This is a genomic window from Caballeronia sp. LZ033 (assembly GCF_031451265.1).
Classification (GTDB): Bacteria; Pseudomonadota; Gammaproteobacteria; order Burkholderiales; family Burkholderiaceae; genus Caballeronia.
Genome location: NZ_JARUXQ010000001.1, coordinates 1,163,519 through 1,181,867, shown reverse-complemented (window position 1 = coordinate 1,181,867; position 18,349 = coordinate 1,163,519). Strand labels below are relative to the sequence as shown.

Annotated in this window: 18 protein-coding genes and 1 tRNA gene; 5 read left to right on the top strand and 14 right to left on the bottom strand. The window is 65.6% G+C overall.

Features of this window, described 5'->3' with window-relative positions; translation table 11 throughout:
* Positions 1 to 43 precede the first annotated feature (43 nt).
* The 10 genes from astD to QCE62_RS05275 form a co-directional block, all read right to left on the bottom strand.
* A complete protein-coding gene (gene astD, locus QCE62_RS05320) occupies positions 44 to 1,516 on the bottom strand; it encodes a succinylglutamate-semialdehyde dehydrogenase (protein WP_309915164.1) in 1,473 nt (490 codons plus the stop codon).
* A 12-nt stretch (positions 1,517 to 1,528) separates the two neighbouring features.
* Positions 1,529 to 2,560 carry an arginine N-succinyltransferase gene (gene astA / locus QCE62_RS05315; RefSeq protein ID WP_309915161.1) on the bottom strand — a complete coding sequence of 344 codons (1,032 nt, stop codon included), beginning with the start codon at positions 2,558 to 2,560 and terminating at the stop codon, positions 1,529 to 1,531.
* Positions 2,557 to 3,609: an arginine/ornithine succinyltransferase subunit alpha gene (gene aruF, locus QCE62_RS05310; RefSeq protein WP_309919640.1), complete on the bottom strand. Its 1,053-nt coding sequence runs from the start codon at positions 3,607 to 3,609 to the stop codon at positions 2,557 to 2,559. The genes astA and aruF overlap by 4 nt, the downstream gene beginning before the upstream one ends.
* A gap of 16 nt (positions 3,610 to 3,625) precedes the next feature.
* Entirely contained in the window at positions 3,626 to 4,852 is a 1,227-nt protein-coding gene (locus QCE62_RS05305) for an aspartate aminotransferase family protein (protein ID WP_309915158.1), read from the bottom strand.
* A 108-nt stretch (positions 4,853 to 4,960) separates the two neighbouring features.
* Positions 4,961 to 5,929 (bottom strand): GlxA family transcriptional regulator, encoded by a 969-nt coding sequence (locus QCE62_RS05300; RefSeq protein ID WP_309919638.1) that lies wholly within the window; start codon positions 5,927 to 5,929, stop codon positions 4,961 to 4,963.
* 61 nt (positions 5,930 to 5,990) lie between these two features.
* Positions 5,991 to 6,818, bottom strand: coding sequence for an ATP-binding cassette domain-containing protein (locus QCE62_RS05295; protein ID WP_309915156.1), 828 nt, complete (start codon positions 6,816 to 6,818; stop codon positions 5,991 to 5,993).
* A gap of 55 nt (positions 6,819 to 6,873) precedes the next feature.
* Positions 6,874 to 7,605 carry an ABC transporter permease gene (locus tag QCE62_RS05290; RefSeq protein WP_309915153.1) on the bottom strand — a complete coding sequence of 244 codons (732 nt, stop codon included), beginning with the start codon at positions 7,603 to 7,605 and terminating at the stop codon, positions 6,874 to 6,876.
* 31 nt (positions 7,606 to 7,636) lie between these two features.
* The gene (locus QCE62_RS05285; protein WP_309915151.1) at positions 7,637 to 8,326 is read right to left on the bottom strand and encodes a histidine ABC transporter permease HisQ; all 690 of its coding nucleotides are present in this window, start codon (positions 8,324 to 8,326) and stop codon (positions 7,637 to 7,639) included.
* Between the two features lie 242 nt (positions 8,327 to 8,568).
* On the bottom strand, positions 8,569 to 8,976 hold the full coding sequence (locus QCE62_RS05280) for a hypothetical protein (protein WP_309915149.1): 408 nt from the start codon (positions 8,974 to 8,976) through the stop codon (positions 8,569 to 8,571).
* A 75-nt stretch (positions 8,977 to 9,051) separates the two neighbouring features.
* Positions 9,052 to 10,659, bottom strand: coding sequence for an EAL domain-containing protein (locus QCE62_RS05275; protein ID WP_309915146.1), 1,608 nt, complete (start codon positions 10,657 to 10,659; stop codon positions 9,052 to 9,054).
* 278 nt (positions 10,660 to 10,937) lie between these two features.
* Here QCE62_RS05275 and QCE62_RS05270 point away from each other — a divergent pair, with 278 nt between their 5' ends.
* From QCE62_RS05270 to rpsU, 4 genes are all read left to right on the top strand, one after another.
* Positions 10,938 to 11,498, top strand: a complete 561-nt coding sequence (locus QCE62_RS05270; RefSeq protein ID WP_309915143.1) for an N-acetyltransferase family protein — start codon at positions 10,938 to 10,940, stop codon at positions 11,496 to 11,498.
* A 33-nt stretch (positions 11,499 to 11,531) separates the two neighbouring features.
* On the top strand, positions 11,532 to 12,125 hold the full coding sequence (locus QCE62_RS05265; RefSeq protein ID WP_309915140.1) for a YigZ family protein: 594 nt from the start codon (positions 11,532 to 11,534) through the stop codon (positions 12,123 to 12,125).
* A complete protein-coding gene (locus tag QCE62_RS05260) occupies positions 12,122 to 12,466 on the top strand; it encodes a 2Fe-2S iron-sulfur cluster-binding protein (protein ID WP_409017789.1) in 345 nt (114 codons plus the stop codon). Before QCE62_RS05265 ends, QCE62_RS05260 begins: the two co-directional genes overlap by 4 nt.
* A gap of 163 nt (positions 12,467 to 12,629) precedes the next feature.
* Positions 12,630 to 12,842, top strand: coding sequence for a 30S ribosomal protein S21 (gene rpsU, locus QCE62_RS05255; protein ID WP_006999077.1), 213 nt, complete (start codon positions 12,630 to 12,632; stop codon positions 12,840 to 12,842).
* A gap of 371 nt (positions 12,843 to 13,213) precedes the next feature.
* Here rpsU and QCE62_RS05250 read toward each other — a convergent pair.
* From QCE62_RS05250 to QCE62_RS05235, 4 genes are all read right to left on the bottom strand, one after another.
* Positions 13,214 to 13,290: transfer RNA gene (locus QCE62_RS05250), tRNA-Met, on the bottom strand.
* A gap of 39 nt (positions 13,291 to 13,329) precedes the next feature.
* Positions 13,330 to 14,901: an oligopeptide:H+ symporter gene (locus QCE62_RS05245; RefSeq protein ID WP_309915138.1), complete on the bottom strand. Its 1,572-nt coding sequence runs from the start codon at positions 14,899 to 14,901 to the stop codon at positions 13,330 to 13,332.
* Positions 14,902 to 15,444: 543 nt separating this feature from the next.
* Entirely contained in the window at positions 15,445 to 16,077 is a 633-nt protein-coding gene (locus QCE62_RS05240) for a LysE family translocator (RefSeq protein ID WP_309915135.1), read from the bottom strand.
* A gap of 66 nt (positions 16,078 to 16,143) precedes the next feature.
* Positions 16,144 to 17,223, bottom strand: a complete 1,080-nt coding sequence (locus tag QCE62_RS05235; protein ID WP_309919631.1) for a porin — start codon at positions 17,221 to 17,223, stop codon at positions 16,144 to 16,146.
* A 358-nt stretch (positions 17,224 to 17,581) separates the two neighbouring features.
* On the opposite strand from QCE62_RS05235, the gene QCE62_RS05230 reads away from it, so the two are divergent.
* Positions 17,582 to 18,337 carry an SDR family oxidoreductase gene (locus QCE62_RS05230; protein WP_309915132.1) on the top strand — a complete coding sequence of 252 codons (756 nt, stop codon included), beginning with the start codon at positions 17,582 to 17,584 and terminating at the stop codon, positions 18,335 to 18,337.
* Positions 18,338 to 18,349 lie beyond the last annotated feature (12 nt).

The window sequence follows — 18,349 nt, the reverse complement described above, 5'->3', positions numbered from 1 at the left end:
TGCCGTGCCGGAACTTCGCGCGACATGGCGCGTGACACAAAACTCAAAACCGCATGCCCGGCGACAGGCTCGCGGGCATCTGGAGCTGCGCGCTCTCCACCGATGCCATCGGATACGAGCAGTAGTCCGCCGCGTAGAACGCGCTCGGCCGCTGATTGCCCGACCGCCCGATGCCGCCGAACGGCGCCGCCGACGATGCCCCATTGGTCGGCCGGTTCCAGTTGACGATGCCCGCGCGAATCGTGCGCTGGAAGTGCGTCCACGCGTGTTCGTCATCGGCGAGCAGGCCGGCGGAGAGACCGTAGGCGGTGTCGTTGGCGCGCTCGATGGCTTCGTCGAAGCTGCGGTAGCGCGTGATTTGAACCAGCGGGCCGAAGTGCTCTTCGTCGGGCACGTCGCGCGCCTGCGTGACATCGAGAATCGCCGGCGTGACGAAGCCGAGATGCGCGTCGCGTTGCTGCATCGACAGCACGGGCACGGCGCCCGCCTCGACGAGGTGCCGCTGAGCCTCGACGAGCCGCGCCGCCGCGCGCGCCGAAATCACCGCGCCCATGAACGGCTGCGGCTCCTCGTCATAGGCGCCGACGCGCAAGTTCGCGCTCACTTCAGTGAAGCGGTGCAGGAAGCGTTCGCCGAAGGCATCGTCGGGGACGAAGAGACGCCGCGCGCACGTGCAGCGCTGGCCCGCCGACAGGAACGCCGATTGAATCGTGTGATGCACGGCGGCGTCGATGTCTTCCACCGGCGCGACGACGAGCGGATTGTTGCCGCCCATCTCGAGCGCGAGCACGATCTCGGGCCGGCCGCCGAACTGCTTGTGCAGCAGCGTGCCGGTGTCGGAGCTGCCAGTGAAGAACAGGCCGTCGATCTGCCGGTGATTGGCGAGCGCCACGCCCGTGTCCTTCTCGCCTTGCACGAGATTGAGCACGCCCGCGGGCAACCCCGCCTGGATCCACAGCGCGACGGTCGCGGCCGCGACGCCGGGCGCGAGTTCCGACGGCTTGAATACCACCGCATTGCCCGCGATGAGCGCCGGCACGATATGGCCGTTCGGCAAATGCCCCGGAAAGTTGTACGGCCCGAACACGGCAACGACGCCGTGCGGCCGATGCCGCAGCACCGCGACGCCATCGGCCATCGGCGCGCGCTTTTCGCCGGTGCGTTCGTGATAGGCCTGCACGGAGATATCGACCTTGGCTGCCATCGAGGCCACTTCCGTGCGTGCTTCCCACAAGGGCTTGCCGGTTTCGCGGCCGATCACGTGCGCCAGTGCGTCCTTGTTCTCGTTGAGCAGCGCGGCGAAGCGCTTCGCGATCGCCACGCGTTCGTCGAATGCGCGCGCGGCCCACGCGGGAAACGCGCGCCGCGCCGACGACACCGCGCGCTCGACATCTTCCGCCGACGCGCTGTTGCCCTGCCAGACGCTTTCATCGGTGCCCGGGTTGCGCGAGCCGAATGCCGCGCCGCGGCCTTCCTGCCAGTCACCGTCGATATACAACTGATTCGAAATTTCCATGTCGTGTCTCTGTCATCGGGATCGCGAAGCCGAACTCAGCACGCGCACCGCGTCGCCTTCCTTCACGCGCAAGGCTCCTGCTTCGTCCGCCGTCAGCAGGAACGTGCCGCCCTGCACCACGCCGACGGTCGCGCCGCAGCGGAAGTCATCCAGCAGCGTGTTGGACACGAGGCTCTTCACATCGTTGTCCGTGTCCGGGCGCGTGCCGATATGCACGCTCGCCAGCACACTTTCACGCACCGTGCGCAAGTCGCCGATATGGCACTCGAGCACCGGACCGGCGTCGAAGATATCGACGTGATTCTCATAGCGCAGGCCTTCCGCCTCCAGCATCTTGCGCGCGGGCGCGGTGTCCTTGTGCGTCACGCCGACCGCGCGCTGCGCGGCGTCGGGCAGCAGGTCGAGATACACCGGATAACGCGGCATCAGTTCCGCCACGAACGACTTCTTGCCGTGCGAACTGAGGTAATCCGCTTCGTTGAAATCGATCTGGTAGAAGTGCGAGCCCACCGCGTTCCAGAACGGCGACTCGCCGTTCTCGTCGAAATGGCCGCGCAATTCGGCGCACAGGCGCTGCGGAAAGCGCTCCGTGAACTGCGCGATGAACATGAAGCGCGAGCGCGACAGCAGCCCGCCCACGCCCGCCGTCCGATAACGCGGGCTCAGGAACAGCGAGCACACCTCCGCATAACCGGTCAGGTCGTGCGACATGTTGAGCAGCGCCATGCGCGTCCATACGCCCATATCCTTGCTGGCATGCACGACCGTCGATACGCGATAGTTGTAGAACGGCTGCTCCAGCCCGACTTCCGTTTCGATGCCGCATACGCCCGCTACGTCGCCCGTCGCGGTGTCTTCCATAACGAAGAAGTAGCCCGCTTCGAAGGGCGCGGCCGAGCCTTCCAGCGTGCGGCGCGCGCGTTCGACGCGCGCGGCCAGCGCCGCGCGGTCCGGCTTGAAGGTGGTCAGCCCGGGGCCTGTTTCCTGGGCGAGCGCGAGCAATGCGTCGACGTCGCCCGGCTGCGTGCAACGCACGACGATCATGGCAATTCTCCCGAGGCCTGGTGCAAAGGCACGCAGCGCACCGTGTCGCCGTCGCTGACGCCGAGTGCCGCGCGCGCCGCCGCCGTGAGCGCGGCGCCGTCGGCGCGCGTGCCGCTCAGCCGCGCGATCACGCAGCGAAACGCATGCGCGCCGCCCGCCGCGACGAGATACGGCGCGCCCGCGCCATCGTCCGCGCCACGCTCACGCACCGCGCGCAGTTCGCCGGAACTCGCCGACGCGCTCTTGTCGACCGCAATGGTCAGCACCGGGCCCGCGTCGAAGATATCGACGTAGCGGTCCGGCTCGAAGCCTTCTTCGAGATGGATGTCGTAGGCGAGCAGCGTATGTTCGTTGGGTTCGCCCAGCACGCGCTGCGCGTCCGCGGGCAGCAGCGGCACGTAGAGCGGATAGCTCGGCATCACCTCGGCGATGAACGTGCGGCTGCGTCCGCCCGACTCCGCTTCCACCTGTTCGAAGTCGCGTCCGAAGAACTTGCGGCCGACCGCATCCCAGAACGGCGACGCGCCCGCGTCGTCGGTGACGCCCAGCATCAGCGAGAACACTTCAGTCGAGAAGCGCCGCGGATTCGCGGCGATATAGATCATGCGCGCCCGCGACAGCAGATGCGCGGCCGCGGCGTTGTCTTCATCGCGCAACGATGGATCGATGTAGAAGCCGGTCAGACGGCTCTTGCCGGTCAGTTCGTGCGACATGGTGAGCGCGTGGATCTTGCGGCTCACCTTGAGCTCGCGCGATGCGTGGATCAGCGCATCGTTGCGGAACGCGTGGAACGGCTCGGCATAACCCGCCGACGCGACGATGCTCGAAGTCCCGAGCAGCCGCTTCGTTTCGGACTCTTCGAGCACGAAGAGATAGAACTCCTCGCCGGGAAACTCGACTTCGGCGCGGAACGAATCTTCCGAGAGCGCGACGCGCGGCTCCAGCGCGCGCCGCTCGCGCGGCAGCGAGTGCAGCACCGGTTGCGCGGCGCGCGCCATGCGTTCGAGTTCGTCGAGATCGGCGAGTCTGGCGGGACGGACGAAGAGCATCATCGGGTCCCGGGGTTCACTTGACCGCCGCCGCACTGACCACCTGCTCCAACGCCCGGCCGATGCGCGCGAAACCTTCGTCGAGATCGGTCATCGGCATGATGAGCGAGGGCGCGAAGCGCAGCACGTTCGGCCCGGCGATCAGCATGATGACGCCGTTTGCTGCGGCCGCGTTCAGCACGTCCTTCGCGCGGTCGCGGTAGGCATCGTTCAGTTCCGCGCCGATCAGCAGGCCGCGGCCGCGAATCTCCTTGAAGAGGCCGAAGCGTTCGTTGAGCCGCGCGAGATGCGCCTTGATCGCCCGGCTGCGTTCGTGCACGCCTTCGAGCAGTTGCGGATCGCTGATCAGCTCGACCACCTTTTCCGCGATCGCCGCGCCCAGCGGATTGCCGCCGTAAGTCGTGCCATGCACGCCCACCTTGAAGTGCGCGGCGATGGCGTCGGTCGTCAGCATCACGCCGATCGGGAAGCCATTGCCCAGCGCCTTCGCGCTCGTGAGGATGTCCGGCGTCACACCGTACTGCATGTACGCATAGAAGCTGCCCGTGCGGCCGACGCCGGTCTGCACCTCGTCGAAGATGAGCAGCGCGCCGTGCTGATCGCACGCGTCGCGCAGACCTTGCAGGAAGGCCGGATCGGCCGGCAGCACGCCGCCTTCGCCCTGCACCGGTTCGACGATCACCGCGCAGGTCTTCGGGCCGATCGCCGCGAGCGCGGCCGGCAGATCGTTATACGGCAGATGGCGGATGCCCTGCGGCTGCGGGCCGAAGCCTTCGGCGTACTTCGGCTGGCCGCCGACGCTCACCGTGAAGAACGTGCGTCCGTGAAACGACTGCGTGAACGAGATGATCTCGATCTTGTCGTCACCGTGCTGGTCGATGGCATGACGGCGCGCGAGCTTGAGCGCCGCTTCGTTGGCCTCCGCGCCCGAGTTGGCGAAGAACGCGCGATCCGCGAAGGTCAGGTCGGTCAGGCGCTTCGCGAGACGCAGCACCGGCGCGTTGGTGTAGCCGTTGCCGATGTGCCAGAGCTTGTCGCCCTGTTCGTGCAGCACCTTGAGCAGTTCCGGATGGCCGTGGCCCAGCGCCGTCACCGCGATGCCGCCGGCAAAATCCACGTAGTCGCGTCCGTCCGTATCCCACACGCGCGAGCCGCGCCCCCGGTCGGGCACGAAGTTGGCGGGCGCGAACACCGGCACCATGACCTCGTCGAAGGTCGCGCGATTCACATTGATCTCGGTCATGAGCCACTCCTCTTCAGGTTCCGCATCGGTATCAGGTTCGATATTAGGCAATCGCGCGGGTTCCGTCTTGCGCGTTCGCGACATGCTTCCACCGCTTTGCCCGTCTACTCACGCAGCGCCCGGCGGCTCGATCAGTGCGCCGCCGCGCGGTTCGTCGGGCGTGCCGCGCTGTTTCTCGATCCAGTTGCGGCGCTCCTCGCGCGGCGTCACGCCGAATCGGTCGCGGTAGGCGTTCGAGAAATGCGCCGCCGACGAAAATCCGCACGCCAGGCTGATCTGCACCACCGATTTGTTCGTGCGCTGCAATTGCGTGCGCGCCTTCGTGAGCCGCAAGTTGAGGTAGTACTTTGACGGCATCGCCCCGAGATATTGACGAAACAGCCGTTCCAGCTGCCGCCGCGAGATGCCGGCGAGACTGGCGATCTCGTCGGTGGTGAGCGGATCCTCGATGTTGGCCTCCATCAGCTGGAGCGCGTCGTTGAGGCGCGGATGACGTTCGCCGGGCGCGGTGACGAAGGGAATGCGCTGGCGCTCCGTGCCCGCGCGCAACACGCCGATGCCCAGCGAATCCGCGATGCGTTCCGCGAGGTCCGGGCCGTGATCGCGCGAGATCATCGCCAGCATGAAGTCGATGCTGGCCTGTCCGCCTGTGCACGTGGCACGGTCCCGGTCGATTTCGAAAATCTGCTGGCTGACGATCGCGCGCTCGAATTGCTCGGTGAACTGCTGGTAGGTTTCCCAGTTCACCGCGACGCGATACTGCGCGAGCTGTCCGGCCATCGCGAGCCACCACACGCCGTGATGAATGCCGCTCACGAGCGGCGTGCGCGGCGCCACCCGCGCGAGGCTGGCGAGAAACAGCCGGTAGTCGGCGAACTGCTGGTAGCGCTCCGTGACGACGATCAGCCAGTCGCAGCGGACGGTGTCGTTGAAGGCGCCGTCGGCGGGCAGTTGCGCGCCGCCCGACAGCGGCACCGGACGGCCGTCCCAGGAACAGATGCGCCACTCGTAGAGGCGATGCCCGTCGATTTCGTTGGCGAGCGCAAGACTGTCGATGATCGGCGCGATGCCGCTCATCGAGACCGGCGCGAGCGCAACGATGGTCACCTGCCGCGGCGCGCCGGCCCCATTCGCCACGTTATTTGAGGCTGCCCGACAGGAACTGGCGCAGGCGCTCGCTCTTCGGCGCCGTGAGCACGTCCGCGGGCGCGCCTTCCTCTTCGGTGCGGCCCTGATGCAGGAACATCACGTGATTCGACACGTTGCGGGCAAAGCCCATTTCATGCGTGACGACGATCATCGTGCGGCCCTCTTCCGCGAGCCGCTGCATCACCTTCAGCACTTCGCCGACGAGTTCCGGATCCAGCGCGGACGTGGGTTCGTCGAACAGCATGACATCGGGATGCATCGCCAGCGCGCGTGCAATCGCGACGCGCTGCTGCTGCCCGCCCGACAGATGCGACGGATATTGTTTCTCGACGCGCGGCGGCAGTCCCACCTTTTCCAGATACTCGCGCGCACGCTCTTCCGCTTCCTTTTTCGACACGCCGAGTACGTGGCTAGGCGCTTCCATCACGTTCTCGATGGCCGTCATGTGCGACCACAGGTTGAAATGCTGGAAGACCATCGCGAGCTTGGTGCGCACGCGCTGCAACTGCTTGTGATCCGCGACTTCGAGATTGCCGGTCTTGTCGGCTTTTGTGCGCACCGCTTCGCCATCGACGATGATGCGCCCCGCGTTGGGCCGTTCGAGAAAGTTGATGCAGCGCAGGAACGTGCTCTTGCCCGAGCCGCTCGCGCCGATAATGCTGATCACGTCCCCGGCTTTCGCGGCGAGCGAGACGCCCTTCAGCACTTCGTTGTCGCCGTAGCGCTTGTGAATGTCCTCGGCGACGAGCTTGGTCGCAACGTCCTTGACGGTGGGCTCCAACGCGTTCTCCTCGAGTGATGACAGGGTGTGGTGCATGGGATCGGATTCTACCGCCCGCTGCGGCGGCTGATGCGATGGCTGATGTGGCGGCTCATGCGCGGCGTGTCCGCACCGCGCCGGCCGGCCGCAGATACGCGAGCCAGCGCCGCTCCGCGTGCCGGAACGCCGCCACCAGCGCGAACGAAATCGCCACGTAGAGCAGCGCCGCCACGCCGAACGATTCGAATGACTGATAGGTTGCGGAATTGGCGTCGCGCGCGACCTTCAGGATGTCCGGCACGGTCGCGGTGAAGGCAACCGTCGTTGCATGCAGCATCAGGATCACTTCGTTGCTGTACAGCGGCAACGCGCGGCGCAAAGCGGACGGCAGGATCACGCGCCGGTACATCGTGAAGGTGCTCATGCCGTAGGCGCGCGCGGCTTCCACTTCAGCGTGCGGAATCGCGCGGATCGCGCCGGCGAAGATCTCGGTCGTATAGGCGCAGGTGTTGAGCGCGAACGCCAGGATCGCGCAATTGAAGCCGCTGCGAAAGAACGCCTCAAGCAGCGACTGCGTCCGCACGAACTCCAGGCTGTACATGCCGGTATAAAGCAGCAGCAGTTGCACATAGAGCGGCGTGCCGCGAAACACGAAGGTGTAGAGGCGCACCGGCGTCGCCAGCCAGCGGTTACGCGATACCCGCGCGCACGCCAGCGGCACCGCCGCGCAGAAGCCGAGCGCCAGCGACGTCGCCAGCAGCCACAGCGTCACGACGAGACCCGACGCGCGCAGGCCGTCGGAATAGAGGAAGGGGCGCCAGTATTCGGCGAAGATCTGGATCATGGCTTGGCGCTCGCGGACGGGATCGGCGGGTTCAAAGTTCGGCGTGACGCACGCCGGTCGAATAGCGCCGCTCGAGCAGCGTCAGCACGACGTTCGACGCGCTCGTGATCGCGAGATAGATCAGCGCCGCGACCAGGATAAAGAAGAACATGTGGAAGGTGCTCTTGCCGGCATCCTGCGCGGCCTTGACGATGTCCGCGAGACCGATGATCGACACCAGCGCCGTCGCCTTCACCAGCACCTGCCAGTTGTTGCCGATGCCCGGCAACGCGAAGCGCATCATCTGCGGAAACAGGATCCGGCAGAACACGCGCAGGCCATTCATGCCGTAGGCGCTGCCCGCCTCCAGCTGGCCGCGCGGCACGGCGAGAAAGGCGCCGCGGAAGGTCTCGGCGAAATACGCGCCGTAGATGAAGCCGAGCGTTATGACGCCGGCCGTGAAAGGATCGATGTCGAGCTGGTCCCAGCCCAGTGCGTCGGTCAGATGGTTCAGCGCGATCTGGATGCCGTAGAACAGCAGCAGCATCAGCACGAGGTCGGGCACCGCGCGGATCAGCGTCGTATAGGCGGTCGCGATGCCGCGCAACGGCGCATGCCGGGAGAGTTTCGCCGCCGCGCCCACGAGGCCGAGCAGCACCGCCACTGTCAGGGAGAGCAGCGCGAGCGCCAGCGTCTCTTTTGCGCCCGCCCACAGGAGCGGACCGAAACCATGCAGGACCACGAGCCGCCTCCTTCGATGAATGGAATGGCGGCGATGCTCTCAGGACGGCTTTATTTGCTCAAGGCGGCAGGCGGTTGCGTGCTGCGACGCAACATGCAACGTCCGGGGCGGGCTGCGGCCGCGCGCCCCCGTCGAAACGCATGGCCTTATCGCGACAGACAGGAAAACCCGCAGCACCGCCGCCGACGAAAAATGCGCTTTTCAGGTCGCATTTCCGATAGCGGACGGCGCGCGGCTCAGGCTTACTTGCCGACCAGGGCGCGCAGATGCTGCGCCACTTCGCCGTTGGCGACGGCGATTTCCGGACTGTCCTGCAGCAAGGGCAGGAACTGCTCCGCGAAGGCCGGATCGCGCGTACCGGCCCGGAACATGCCGAGCACGGCCTTCGCATGCTCGATGCGCATGTCGGGCGTGGCCTCGCTGTCGTCGAGGACATCGTCGATGGCTGCGATCAGCGTCGAGAACGGCGCAAGCCAGCGATACGCCGAACCATTGATCACGATCTGCAGGAACTCGCCCGGCGACACCGCGCCGAACTCGGCCTCGTGCCGCGCGCGCAGATGCGCGAGCACGCTGCGATGAAGCGCGAGCAGCGGATGGCGCACGTCGCGCAGAAAAGCGGTGGCGGCTTGGTCGGTGATGGCGGTCATGGCGGGCCTCGTCGTAGGAGTTGCGCTTCAGTTGCGTTTCAGGAAGCTCCCTAAGTAAGGCCGTTTTGCCCGCGATCAAGCACCCCGCGTGCGGCCCGCGTAGCGGATGAATTCGGCCGCGGTCAGCGGCGGCGAGAACAGCCAGCCCTGCCCGAACTGCGCGCCGCGCGCATGCAGATAGGCGGCCTGCTCCTCGCGCTCAATGCCCTCGGCGATCACCTGCACCTCGAGCGTCGCCGCCATGTCGATGATGTGCGAGGCCACACTGCTCGACGCCGCATCCTGCCCGACCGTATCGACGAAGGACTTGTCGATCTTCAAGCCGTCGACGCGGAAGTTCTGCAAGTGCGACAGGCTCGAATAGCCGGTGCCGAAATCGTCGAGATAGACCGCGTGGCCCGCGTGACGGAACGCGCCGATGACTTCCTTGGCGGCATCGGCGTCGAGAAAGCTGCGCTCGGTCGCCTCGATGCGGATCTGCCCCGGCCGCACGCCCTGCCGCGCGAGCGCCGGGCCGAGCACGTCGAGGAAACGGTGCGTCGTCAGGTCGGGCGCGGAGAGATTCACCGACACGTAGTACTCGCGATAGCGCCGCAGAAAGTCGCCGAGTTCGAGCAGCACGGTATCGAGCACCTGGTCCGTGATGGCCTGGATCAGCCCGCGATGTTCGGCGAGCGGAATGAAATCGTCCGGCCGCACGATCCGGTCGTGATACTTCCAGCGCACCAGCGCCTCCGCCCCGACACAGCGGCGCGTGGCGAGTTCGACGATCGGCTGATACGCGACGATGAACTGATGACGGCGCACGGCGTCGCTCAGCTGGCCGCGCGGCGAGAGCCTGCGGAGGATGAAATACGCCGCCCAGCCGGCCACCAGCAAGCCCGCCGCCACGCCGCCCAGCAGCCAGCCCCACGGCAGCGTGCGCACGCGCTGGCGCCACGGCTGATGCGGGGCGCTGACGACGACCGCCAACGGCATCGAGGCCGAGCGCCGCACCACGTAGGGCGAACAGTCGCGCACGGGCGGCGCGGTCCGGTACACGGCGAGGACGGCGGCGGTGGCGGCGGCATCGGCGGCGGGCGCGCTCGCGATCACGCGGCTCACCTCCGTATTGATGACCGCGACGCCTTCCACCGGCGCGGCGGGCGCGCCATGGCTGTCCACGTACAGCGCGGGATCGGCGGCGATATAGAAGCCGTCGCGCCCCATGACCAGCGACGCCTTGCCGCCCGGCAGCCGCGCGAGGCCGTACCACGCGCGCATGCCGTCGCGCGAACGCCAGTCCGGCGGCGGCAGCATCAGACCGCCGGTGACGCCGTCGAGCGCGCCTACCGACACCGCGCCCAGCAGCGAGGAACATTGCCAGCGGCCGTCCCGGTCATAGGCGCCGGCATCGCGCACCTGCGCATGCGTGAGTGCGATGCGCCGCAGTTCGGTCAGATACGGCCGCGAGCACGGCGCCGCCGACACCCGGCCGATCTCGCCGAGCGCGCCGGAGAGGTGCTGGGTGAGATCCTCGGCGCGCCGCAGCGTGGCATCGGCGAACAGGTTGAGACGCCTGGTTTCCTCGAGCCGCTGGCTGCGCTGGGCGAACAGAAAGCCGATGCCCGCCGGCGCCAGCGCCGCAATCACCACGATGACGATCAGAAGCGCCGCCAGCGCCCCACGTTGAGTGTTGTTCATTGCGTGTTATGGTCCGCGGCGCGAGGCAGGCGACTCGCGCGCGTTTTCTCGTTCCCCGACGACAGTGAAACGACGCATCCCACGCCGTCACCGCGCAGTCCCGGACAAACGACTTAGTGTAGGGGGCGCGCCCAGCCGCGTTCAACGATTTCTTTGCCTGAAAGCACACCGTTTTGGTGGGTTTCCGCACGGCTCCCCGGCCCTTTTTTTGCCGTGGTCACGCCATGCGAGAATCGCCGGTGCGAAATTCTCCTTTTTTGCACTGATCTCTGCCCGCCATGGCTCAAGACCCACCCTCCTCTCCGCTCGTGCGCGACGCCGCGTCCGCCGACTTCGACGGCATCGCCCGGATCTATGCGCATTACGTCGAGCACGCGCTCGCGACCTTCGAGGAAGTGCCGCCGTCCGCCGACGAATTGCGCACCCGCCACGCGGCCATCGCGGCTGCCGGCATGCCGTATCTGGTCGCCGAACTCGATGGCGTGATCGCGGGCTATGCCTACGCGTCGGCCTACCGGCCGCGCTCGGCGTACCGGCATACCGTCGAGGATTCGGTTTATGTCGCCGCCCGCTTTCACGGGCGTGGCGTCGGCCGGGCGCTGCTCGGGGCGCTCGTCGAACGCTGCGAACGCGGGCCGTGGCGGCAGATGATCGCGGTGATCGGCAACAGCCGCAATGCCGGATCAATCGCGCTGCACGCGCGGCTCGGCTTCGAGCATGCGGGCGTGTTGCGCGACGTCGGCTTCAAGCATGGCCAATGGGTCGATACCGTGCTGATGCAGCGCGCGCTCGATCCGCTTCCGCAGCCCGCCGCGCAACCGCCCGCGCACAGCAGCTAAGATTCGAGCTTTACGTCCCGCGCGCTTCCAGCCTTGCCGACTTACACCCTCGCCTCCTCCGTCAGCGCGGAAATCGATATCCGCAAGAGCCGTTTCATCGCGTGCGCCATTCCCGTGGCCAATCGCGACGAAGCCATGCGTGAACTCGACGGCCTGCGGGCCGCGCATCCCGGCGCGACGCATGTCTGCTGGGCCCTGCTCGCCGGCGGCCAGTCCGGCATGTCCGACGACGGCGAGCCCTCCGGCACCGCCGGCCGCCCGATTCTCGAAGTGCTGCGCCATCACGAAGTGGACGGCGTGCTGGCCGCGGTCGTGCGTTACTACGGCGGCATCAAGCTGGGTGCGGGCGGTCTCGTGCGCGCCTACACCGACGCGATCGCCACCGCGATGCAGCAGGCCGAGCGCGTGGAGCGGGTCGAGCGCGGGCTGATCGGCATCGAGCTCGACTACGCCGACGAAGCGCGTGTGCGTCGCTGGATCGAGCAGCATGAGGCGGAACTCGTCGAGAGCGCGTACGGGATGACGGTGCGCCTCGTCGTGCGCATGGCCGCCGCCGCGCGTGAACCGGCGGCGCTCGAACTGCGCGATCTGACCAACGGCCGCGCGGGCATCGAGGTACGGACGTGACGGAGCCGGCCGCGGAGCCACGCGCCTTTGCCCTTGTCATAGAGCCGGATGGACTCCTGGTCGCCGTAAGGGAGAACGAGAGTCTGCTCGAAGCCGCGCTGCGCGCCGGCTTGTCGCTGCCGCGCTCATGCCGCAACGGCACATGCCGCGCGTGCATGTGCCGGCTTGTCGATGGCGCGGTGTCGTATCGCGTCGACTGGCCAGGGCTGACAAAGGAGGAAAAGGCGCAGGGCTGGATCCTGCCCTGCGTGGCGCTGCCGCACGGCGACGTGACGATCCATCAGCCCGACACCCGCATGGCCGTCCCGGACACGCGCCCCGTGCGCCGGCGCGGCTTCTGACCCGGGTTTGTCGGTATTGTCGTCTTGAATCAACGATCTACGATTGGATTCCCGGAGCCGGCAGAGGAACAATCCACGCAAAGGGCGTGCAGAACGGCTCTCAAAAAGTGTACAATTGCGCTTTGCCCAAAATTCTGGCAGGGCCAGATCAACCGAGATTTCAATGACTAAAGTTCTGCTGAAAGAAAACGAACCGTTTGATGTTGCAATGCGCCGCTTCCGCCGTACCGTCGAGCGTACGGGCCTGATCCAGGAACTCAAGTCGCGCATGGCTTATGAAAAGCCCACCACCGAGCGCAAGCGCAAGAAAGCTGCTGCTGTTGCTCGCCTGCGCAAGCAGATCCGCCGCGCACAACTGCCGAAGAAATTCTATTGATCGATTGCGGGGCCCTGCCCGCATCGGTTCATATCAGTTCGGCATCGCCGCCTGAGTTCGATCGGGTCGCGGTTTCGCGCAGAGAAGGTTGCGCGAAAGCTCGCGGAGTGACGCACAATCTGGTGCGCCCCGGTCGATAGAGGTGGGCAAGATTGCTCAAAGCCTGCATGAGTGAGTGCTCATGCAGGCTTTTCGTGTTTCCGGGGCGGGTGTTGTTGAGAGAAGGTGTGCTCGGCTGCGCGGATGAGGCGTGGGGTCCAACCCTGGGTCCATCCCCCGGGTCCATCCCGTACGGGACTCGACTCGATGTGCAGGAAACGGACGCACAAAAGCAAAGAGCCCGGCTTGACCGGGCTCTTTGCTTGACGATTTGGTTGCGGGGGTAGGATTTGAACCTACGACCTTCGGGTTATGAGCCCGACGAGCTGCCAGACTGCTCCACCCCGCGTCTGAAGAATTAAATTATAGACTGAAGCGGCGATCGGAGTCAAACATTCTTTGCGTTCAGCGATATCGGAGCAGGCGCAAGCGATTCGCGTCGGCTTGCCGCCTGTGTCGCCTGCTGATGCGCCCTTGACAGCTTGCCCAGCAACGGCAGCAGCGCAATGGCCACCACCGCTCCGCCGGCCGCCAGCCATCCCAACCCGAAGAACAAGTGCGTATAGAGCGGCAGCGACTGCGCCGCATCGAGATTGCCGGCCGGCATGCGCGCGAAGTTGGCGACGACACTGCCGAGATACTGCGACACGCCCGTCGCGACGAAAAACGCGCCCATCATGAAACCGCCCATGCGCGCCGGCGCGTACCGCGCGATCATCGCGAGTCCCAGGCCCGAGACCAGCAGTTCGCCGAACGAGTACAGCCCGTAGCCGGCCACCATGAACCACGACGAGACCCGCCCTTCCACCGCGTAGCGCCCGCTCAGACCGAACACGAAGAAGCCGATGGCCACCACCACGAAGCCCAGCGCGTACTTCGCGGCCACCGGCATGTCGCGTCCGCGCAGGGCCTGACGCGCATACACGAAGGCGAGCAGCGGGCTCAGCACCATGATCCAGATCGGGTTGAGCGCCTGGAACTGGGCGGCGCTCCAGGTGAACAACGCGATGCCGCCGATCGAGAACGCCGGGTCGACGTTGCGCAGCGCGAACAGCGTGAGCGACGTCGACATCTGCTGGTAGAAGACGAAGAACAGGATCACCTGGAGCGTCAGGATCAGCGCGGCGATCAGGCCGGCGCGCTCGCTGCGGTCGCAGGTCTTGAGCATGAAGCCGAAGATCGCCAGGATCGCGACGCCCGCCGCATACACGCAGGCCACCGCGACCTGCTTGTGCTGCAGGATGAAGACGGTCGAAGCGGCCAGCGCAAGCGATCCCGCGATCACTGCGAACACGCGCGACCCGCGCAGCGGTTCGTCATCGGGCGCCGAGCCGACATGTGCAAGCGACCGGCGCAGCAGCGCGAAATTGAGCAGTCCGAGCAGCATGCCGCCGCAGCACACGGCGAATGCGGCGTGCCAGCCCCAGTGATCCTTGATCCACGGCGTGGCGAGCATCGAGAACGTCGAGCCGATATTGACCGCCATGTAGTAGATGGTGAAGGCGCTGTCGATGCGCGCATCGTCACCTTCGAAGATGCGGCGCACGAGGTTCGCCGCGTTCGACTTGAACAGCCCGTTGCCGACCACGATCACGCCCAGCGACGCATACATGAAGCCGAGCGTGTCCACCGGCAGCGCCAGCATCAGATAGCCGCACGCGAGCACGATCGCGCCCGCGATCATCGTGCGGCGCGCGCCGAGCACCTTGTCGCCGATCCAGCCGCCGATCGACGGCGCCGAGAACACCAGCGCGGTGAAGGCGCCCCAGGTCAGGTTGGCGTGATCGTCGGCGAAACCGATCTTGTCGATCATGAACAGCACGAGCAACGCGGCCATCCCGTAATAGCCAAAACGCTCCCACATCTCGATCAGGGAGACCGTCGTGAATGAACGTGTCTGCGATATTGAAGTCTGCGTTATTGAACGTGTCTGCGACGTGCCAGGCGATGAGTTAATCATGAGCAAGAAAATCCTTCGAACAGCGAGGGGTGAGACGGCCGGATGAGAGTCGTCTTCTTCGGCAGAAAACACGGCAATACATGAGCACCGGTTTTCACAGCGATGATGAATGCGTAACGGAAGAATCAGCGTAGACGCAGAACCCGTGATTATCGCAAATCATGGAGGGTAGCCGCCGCGGGAAGAATGACAATCCGCAAAGGGCGTAACAGAGAAAATCGGCGATTGATGCGTGAACAGCGCGCGGCGCAGGCGCGCCGGACGTGCGGAGAGGAAGTATTCATCGACCGTCCATTGCCACATCGTTTTACGAACTTATCGCACAACGATGATCTCGGCGTCTCGACGCACTCAAAAGGATCGCTTTCGGGCGCGTCAGTTGATTTAAGTCAATCGCAAGGTTATTGCGACTGACGAGTGCCGGATTTTCCGGTTATTCGTGCATGCGGTCACTCGGGAATAGCCCTGACACATAAACCTTCTTTTATTCGCAATAACCGGATGTGATAATCGAAAAAATGCAGTCGTCATAAAAGAACATAATCAGGCGGCCGGCCGTCGAACGAATGCCAGCATGACGCCGAAACCGATCATCAGCGCACCGCTGATCCGGTTGAACCAGGCGAAGCCGCGCGCGCCCCGCGACATCGAGCCGAGCCGCGCCCCCAGCAGCGCGTAGATGAAAATGGCCACGAGTTCGAGCACCAGGAAGGTGGCGCCGAGGATCGCGAAGCTGGTCGCGTAGGCGCTTCGGTCCACGAACTGCGGAAAGAACGCAGTGAATACCAGAATGGCCTTCGGATTGCCCGCGGCCACCCAGAACTCCTGTTTCGTCAGTCGCGCGATGCTCGCCGTACGCGGCGCGCTTTTCGGCTCCGTCGCAAGCAGCGCTGGTCCCGAACGGAGCAGTTTCACGCCGATCCACACGAGATACCCCGCTCCCGCGAACTTGATCGCCGTGAAGAGCGTCTGCGAGGCCAGCAACAGCGCGCCGAGCCCCAGTCCGGCGATGGCGATCATCACCGCGAAGGCGGCGAGCCGTCCGAACGATGCGCGCACCGACGTGCGCACGCCGTCGCGGGCGCCGTTCGACAGCGACAGCACGTTGTTCGGCCCGAAGGCCATGTTGATCGCGAAGCAGGCGGGCAGGAAGACGAAGAAGCTTTGCAGCGACATGGGACACCCGCGAGACGGACGGATTGAAACCGTCAAGCTAGCACGCGCATCCTGCCCGCGAAAGCATCAGAAGCGATGCCGGATGCCCGTACCGATCATCAGTTGATTGCGCCCGCTCGACGGATCGTTGGTGTTGATCACCGCCGGCGCATTCGAGGACGCGCGTTGATAGATCGACTCCAGATACACGTCCGTGCGCTTGGAGAGCAGATAGTCGACCTGCAGCGCGCCTTCGTGCCAGTGCGCGCCGCCGCCATTCGTGTAGACGTACATGCCGGCCAGCATGATGGCCGGCGTCAGCTTGTAGATGCCGTTGATCTCGTAGTTGTTGAGCCCGAGCGAGGGGACCAGGTCGCCGCTGTCGGCATCGATGACGCCGGAGTTGATCGCGCGCGAGAACGCTCCGCTCAGCGTGAATTCGCCCAGCTCGTAACTCATGCCGACGCCAAAGGTGTTCTGCTGCTGGACGTTCGCGGTGAAGACGCTGCCCTGGGTGGTACCGGGCAGCGCGAGGGCTTCGTAGGCGCCGGTCGTCGTGTTGCCGCGGCCGTTGTTGTGCAGATAGGCCGCGCCGGCATTGAACGAGCCGAGCGAATAATTCGCGCCGACGCTGTACGCGCGGTTGTCCGAGAACGCGCCCGCCTCGTTGGAAAACGCGTACAGCCCGCCGAAGCTGAAGCCGCCATAGGAAGCGCTTGTGTACTTGACTGAATTCGATGCCAGGAACGAGTTGTTGGCGTTGTCGTTGTCGAGCAGATGCGCGAAGGCCGTGCCGCCGATGTTGCCGGTCAGCGTGAAGGTCTGGAAATAATCGTGGATGGAATCGTACTGACGGCCGAAGGTGACCGTGCCGAGCCGGTCCGAGCCAATGCCGACGTAGATCGGATGATCGTTGAGGCCTTCGCCGGTCGCGACCGACAAGCCGCGTTCGAGACGGAAGATCGCCCGCGCGCCCCCGCCGAGGTCTTCCGAGCCCTGCAGGCCCCAGTAGCTGCCGTCGATGGTGCCGGTGGTCAGCCGATACTGCGAATGGCCGCCGACGTTGCTGGTCCAGGCCAGTCCTGAATCCAGTTCGCCATACAGTTGCACCGAACTTTGCGCCCAGGCGGCGCAGGGCACGCCGAGCAAGGACGCGGCCACGGCCATGGAAACGGCTCGCACGGCCGCGAGCGGCACGAGTGGAGCATCTGCTTCGGAGCATGACGACACAGAGGAAGGCGGGCTTGGTCGGGTCGGCATGACAGTCTCCGTTGTTTCTCCGTTTGAGAAAGATTGTCAGTTTTGTGAAGAGGCTTGTCAGAAAAAAATCCGCGGTGACTGCATCTGTGTCCTGGAACCAACGAACAGTCGTGCAGCGCTTTTTTTTGTCTTGCCGATTCGTCGCGCTTGAGCCTATTCAGCCTATTCAGCCGATTGAGCCGATTGAGCCCGGCCGACGCCGCATCCGGCTTGCCGCTAGAATCGACACGCCCTTTCCTCACTCACCGACTCCGTCGAAGCCACCATGCCCTACCCGACTCGCGCCATCCTCACGGGCCACACACGCGGACTCGGCGCCGCGATAGCCGCTCAACTGCTGGCCCAGAATATCGAGGTGCTCGGCCTCTCGCGCACCGCCAATGCCGGGCTTGCCGCCCGCTATCCTGGAGCGCTGAGCCAGGTCGAACTGGATCTCGCCGACTTGTCCGCGCTCACCGACTGGCTCGCGGGCGATACATTGATCCGCTTCATGGACGATGCGCAACAGGTGCTGCTCGTCAACAATGCCGGCGTGCTTGCGCCGGTCGGCGGCCTTGCCGACCAGTCGCCCGCGCAGGTGGCGCGCGCGGTGAGCGTGAACGTGGCGGCGCCGATGATGCTGGCGGCGGCCGTCGCGGAGTGCGCCGCGCGTTCCGGCGGGCAGTCGCCGGATACGCGCATCGTCCATGTTTCGAGCGGCGCCGCGCGCAATGCCTATCCCGGCTGGAGCATCTACTGCGCGACCAAGGCCGCGCTCGATCAGCACGCCCGTGCGGTCGCGCTGGACGGCAGCCCGTTGCTGCGCATAAGCAGCGTGGCGCCGGGTGTCGTTGATACCGACATGCAGGCGGAAATCCGCGGCACCGGGCTCGACCGCTTTCCGCTGCGGGAACGCTTCGACGCCTTGAAACGCGACGGCCAGCTCGCGACGCCGGAAGACTCGGCTTGCAAGCTCGTTCAACATCTTCTGAGCGATACGTTCGGCAGTCACCCGACCGCCGATGTCCGCGACTTGCCCTGACTGCGGAAGCCG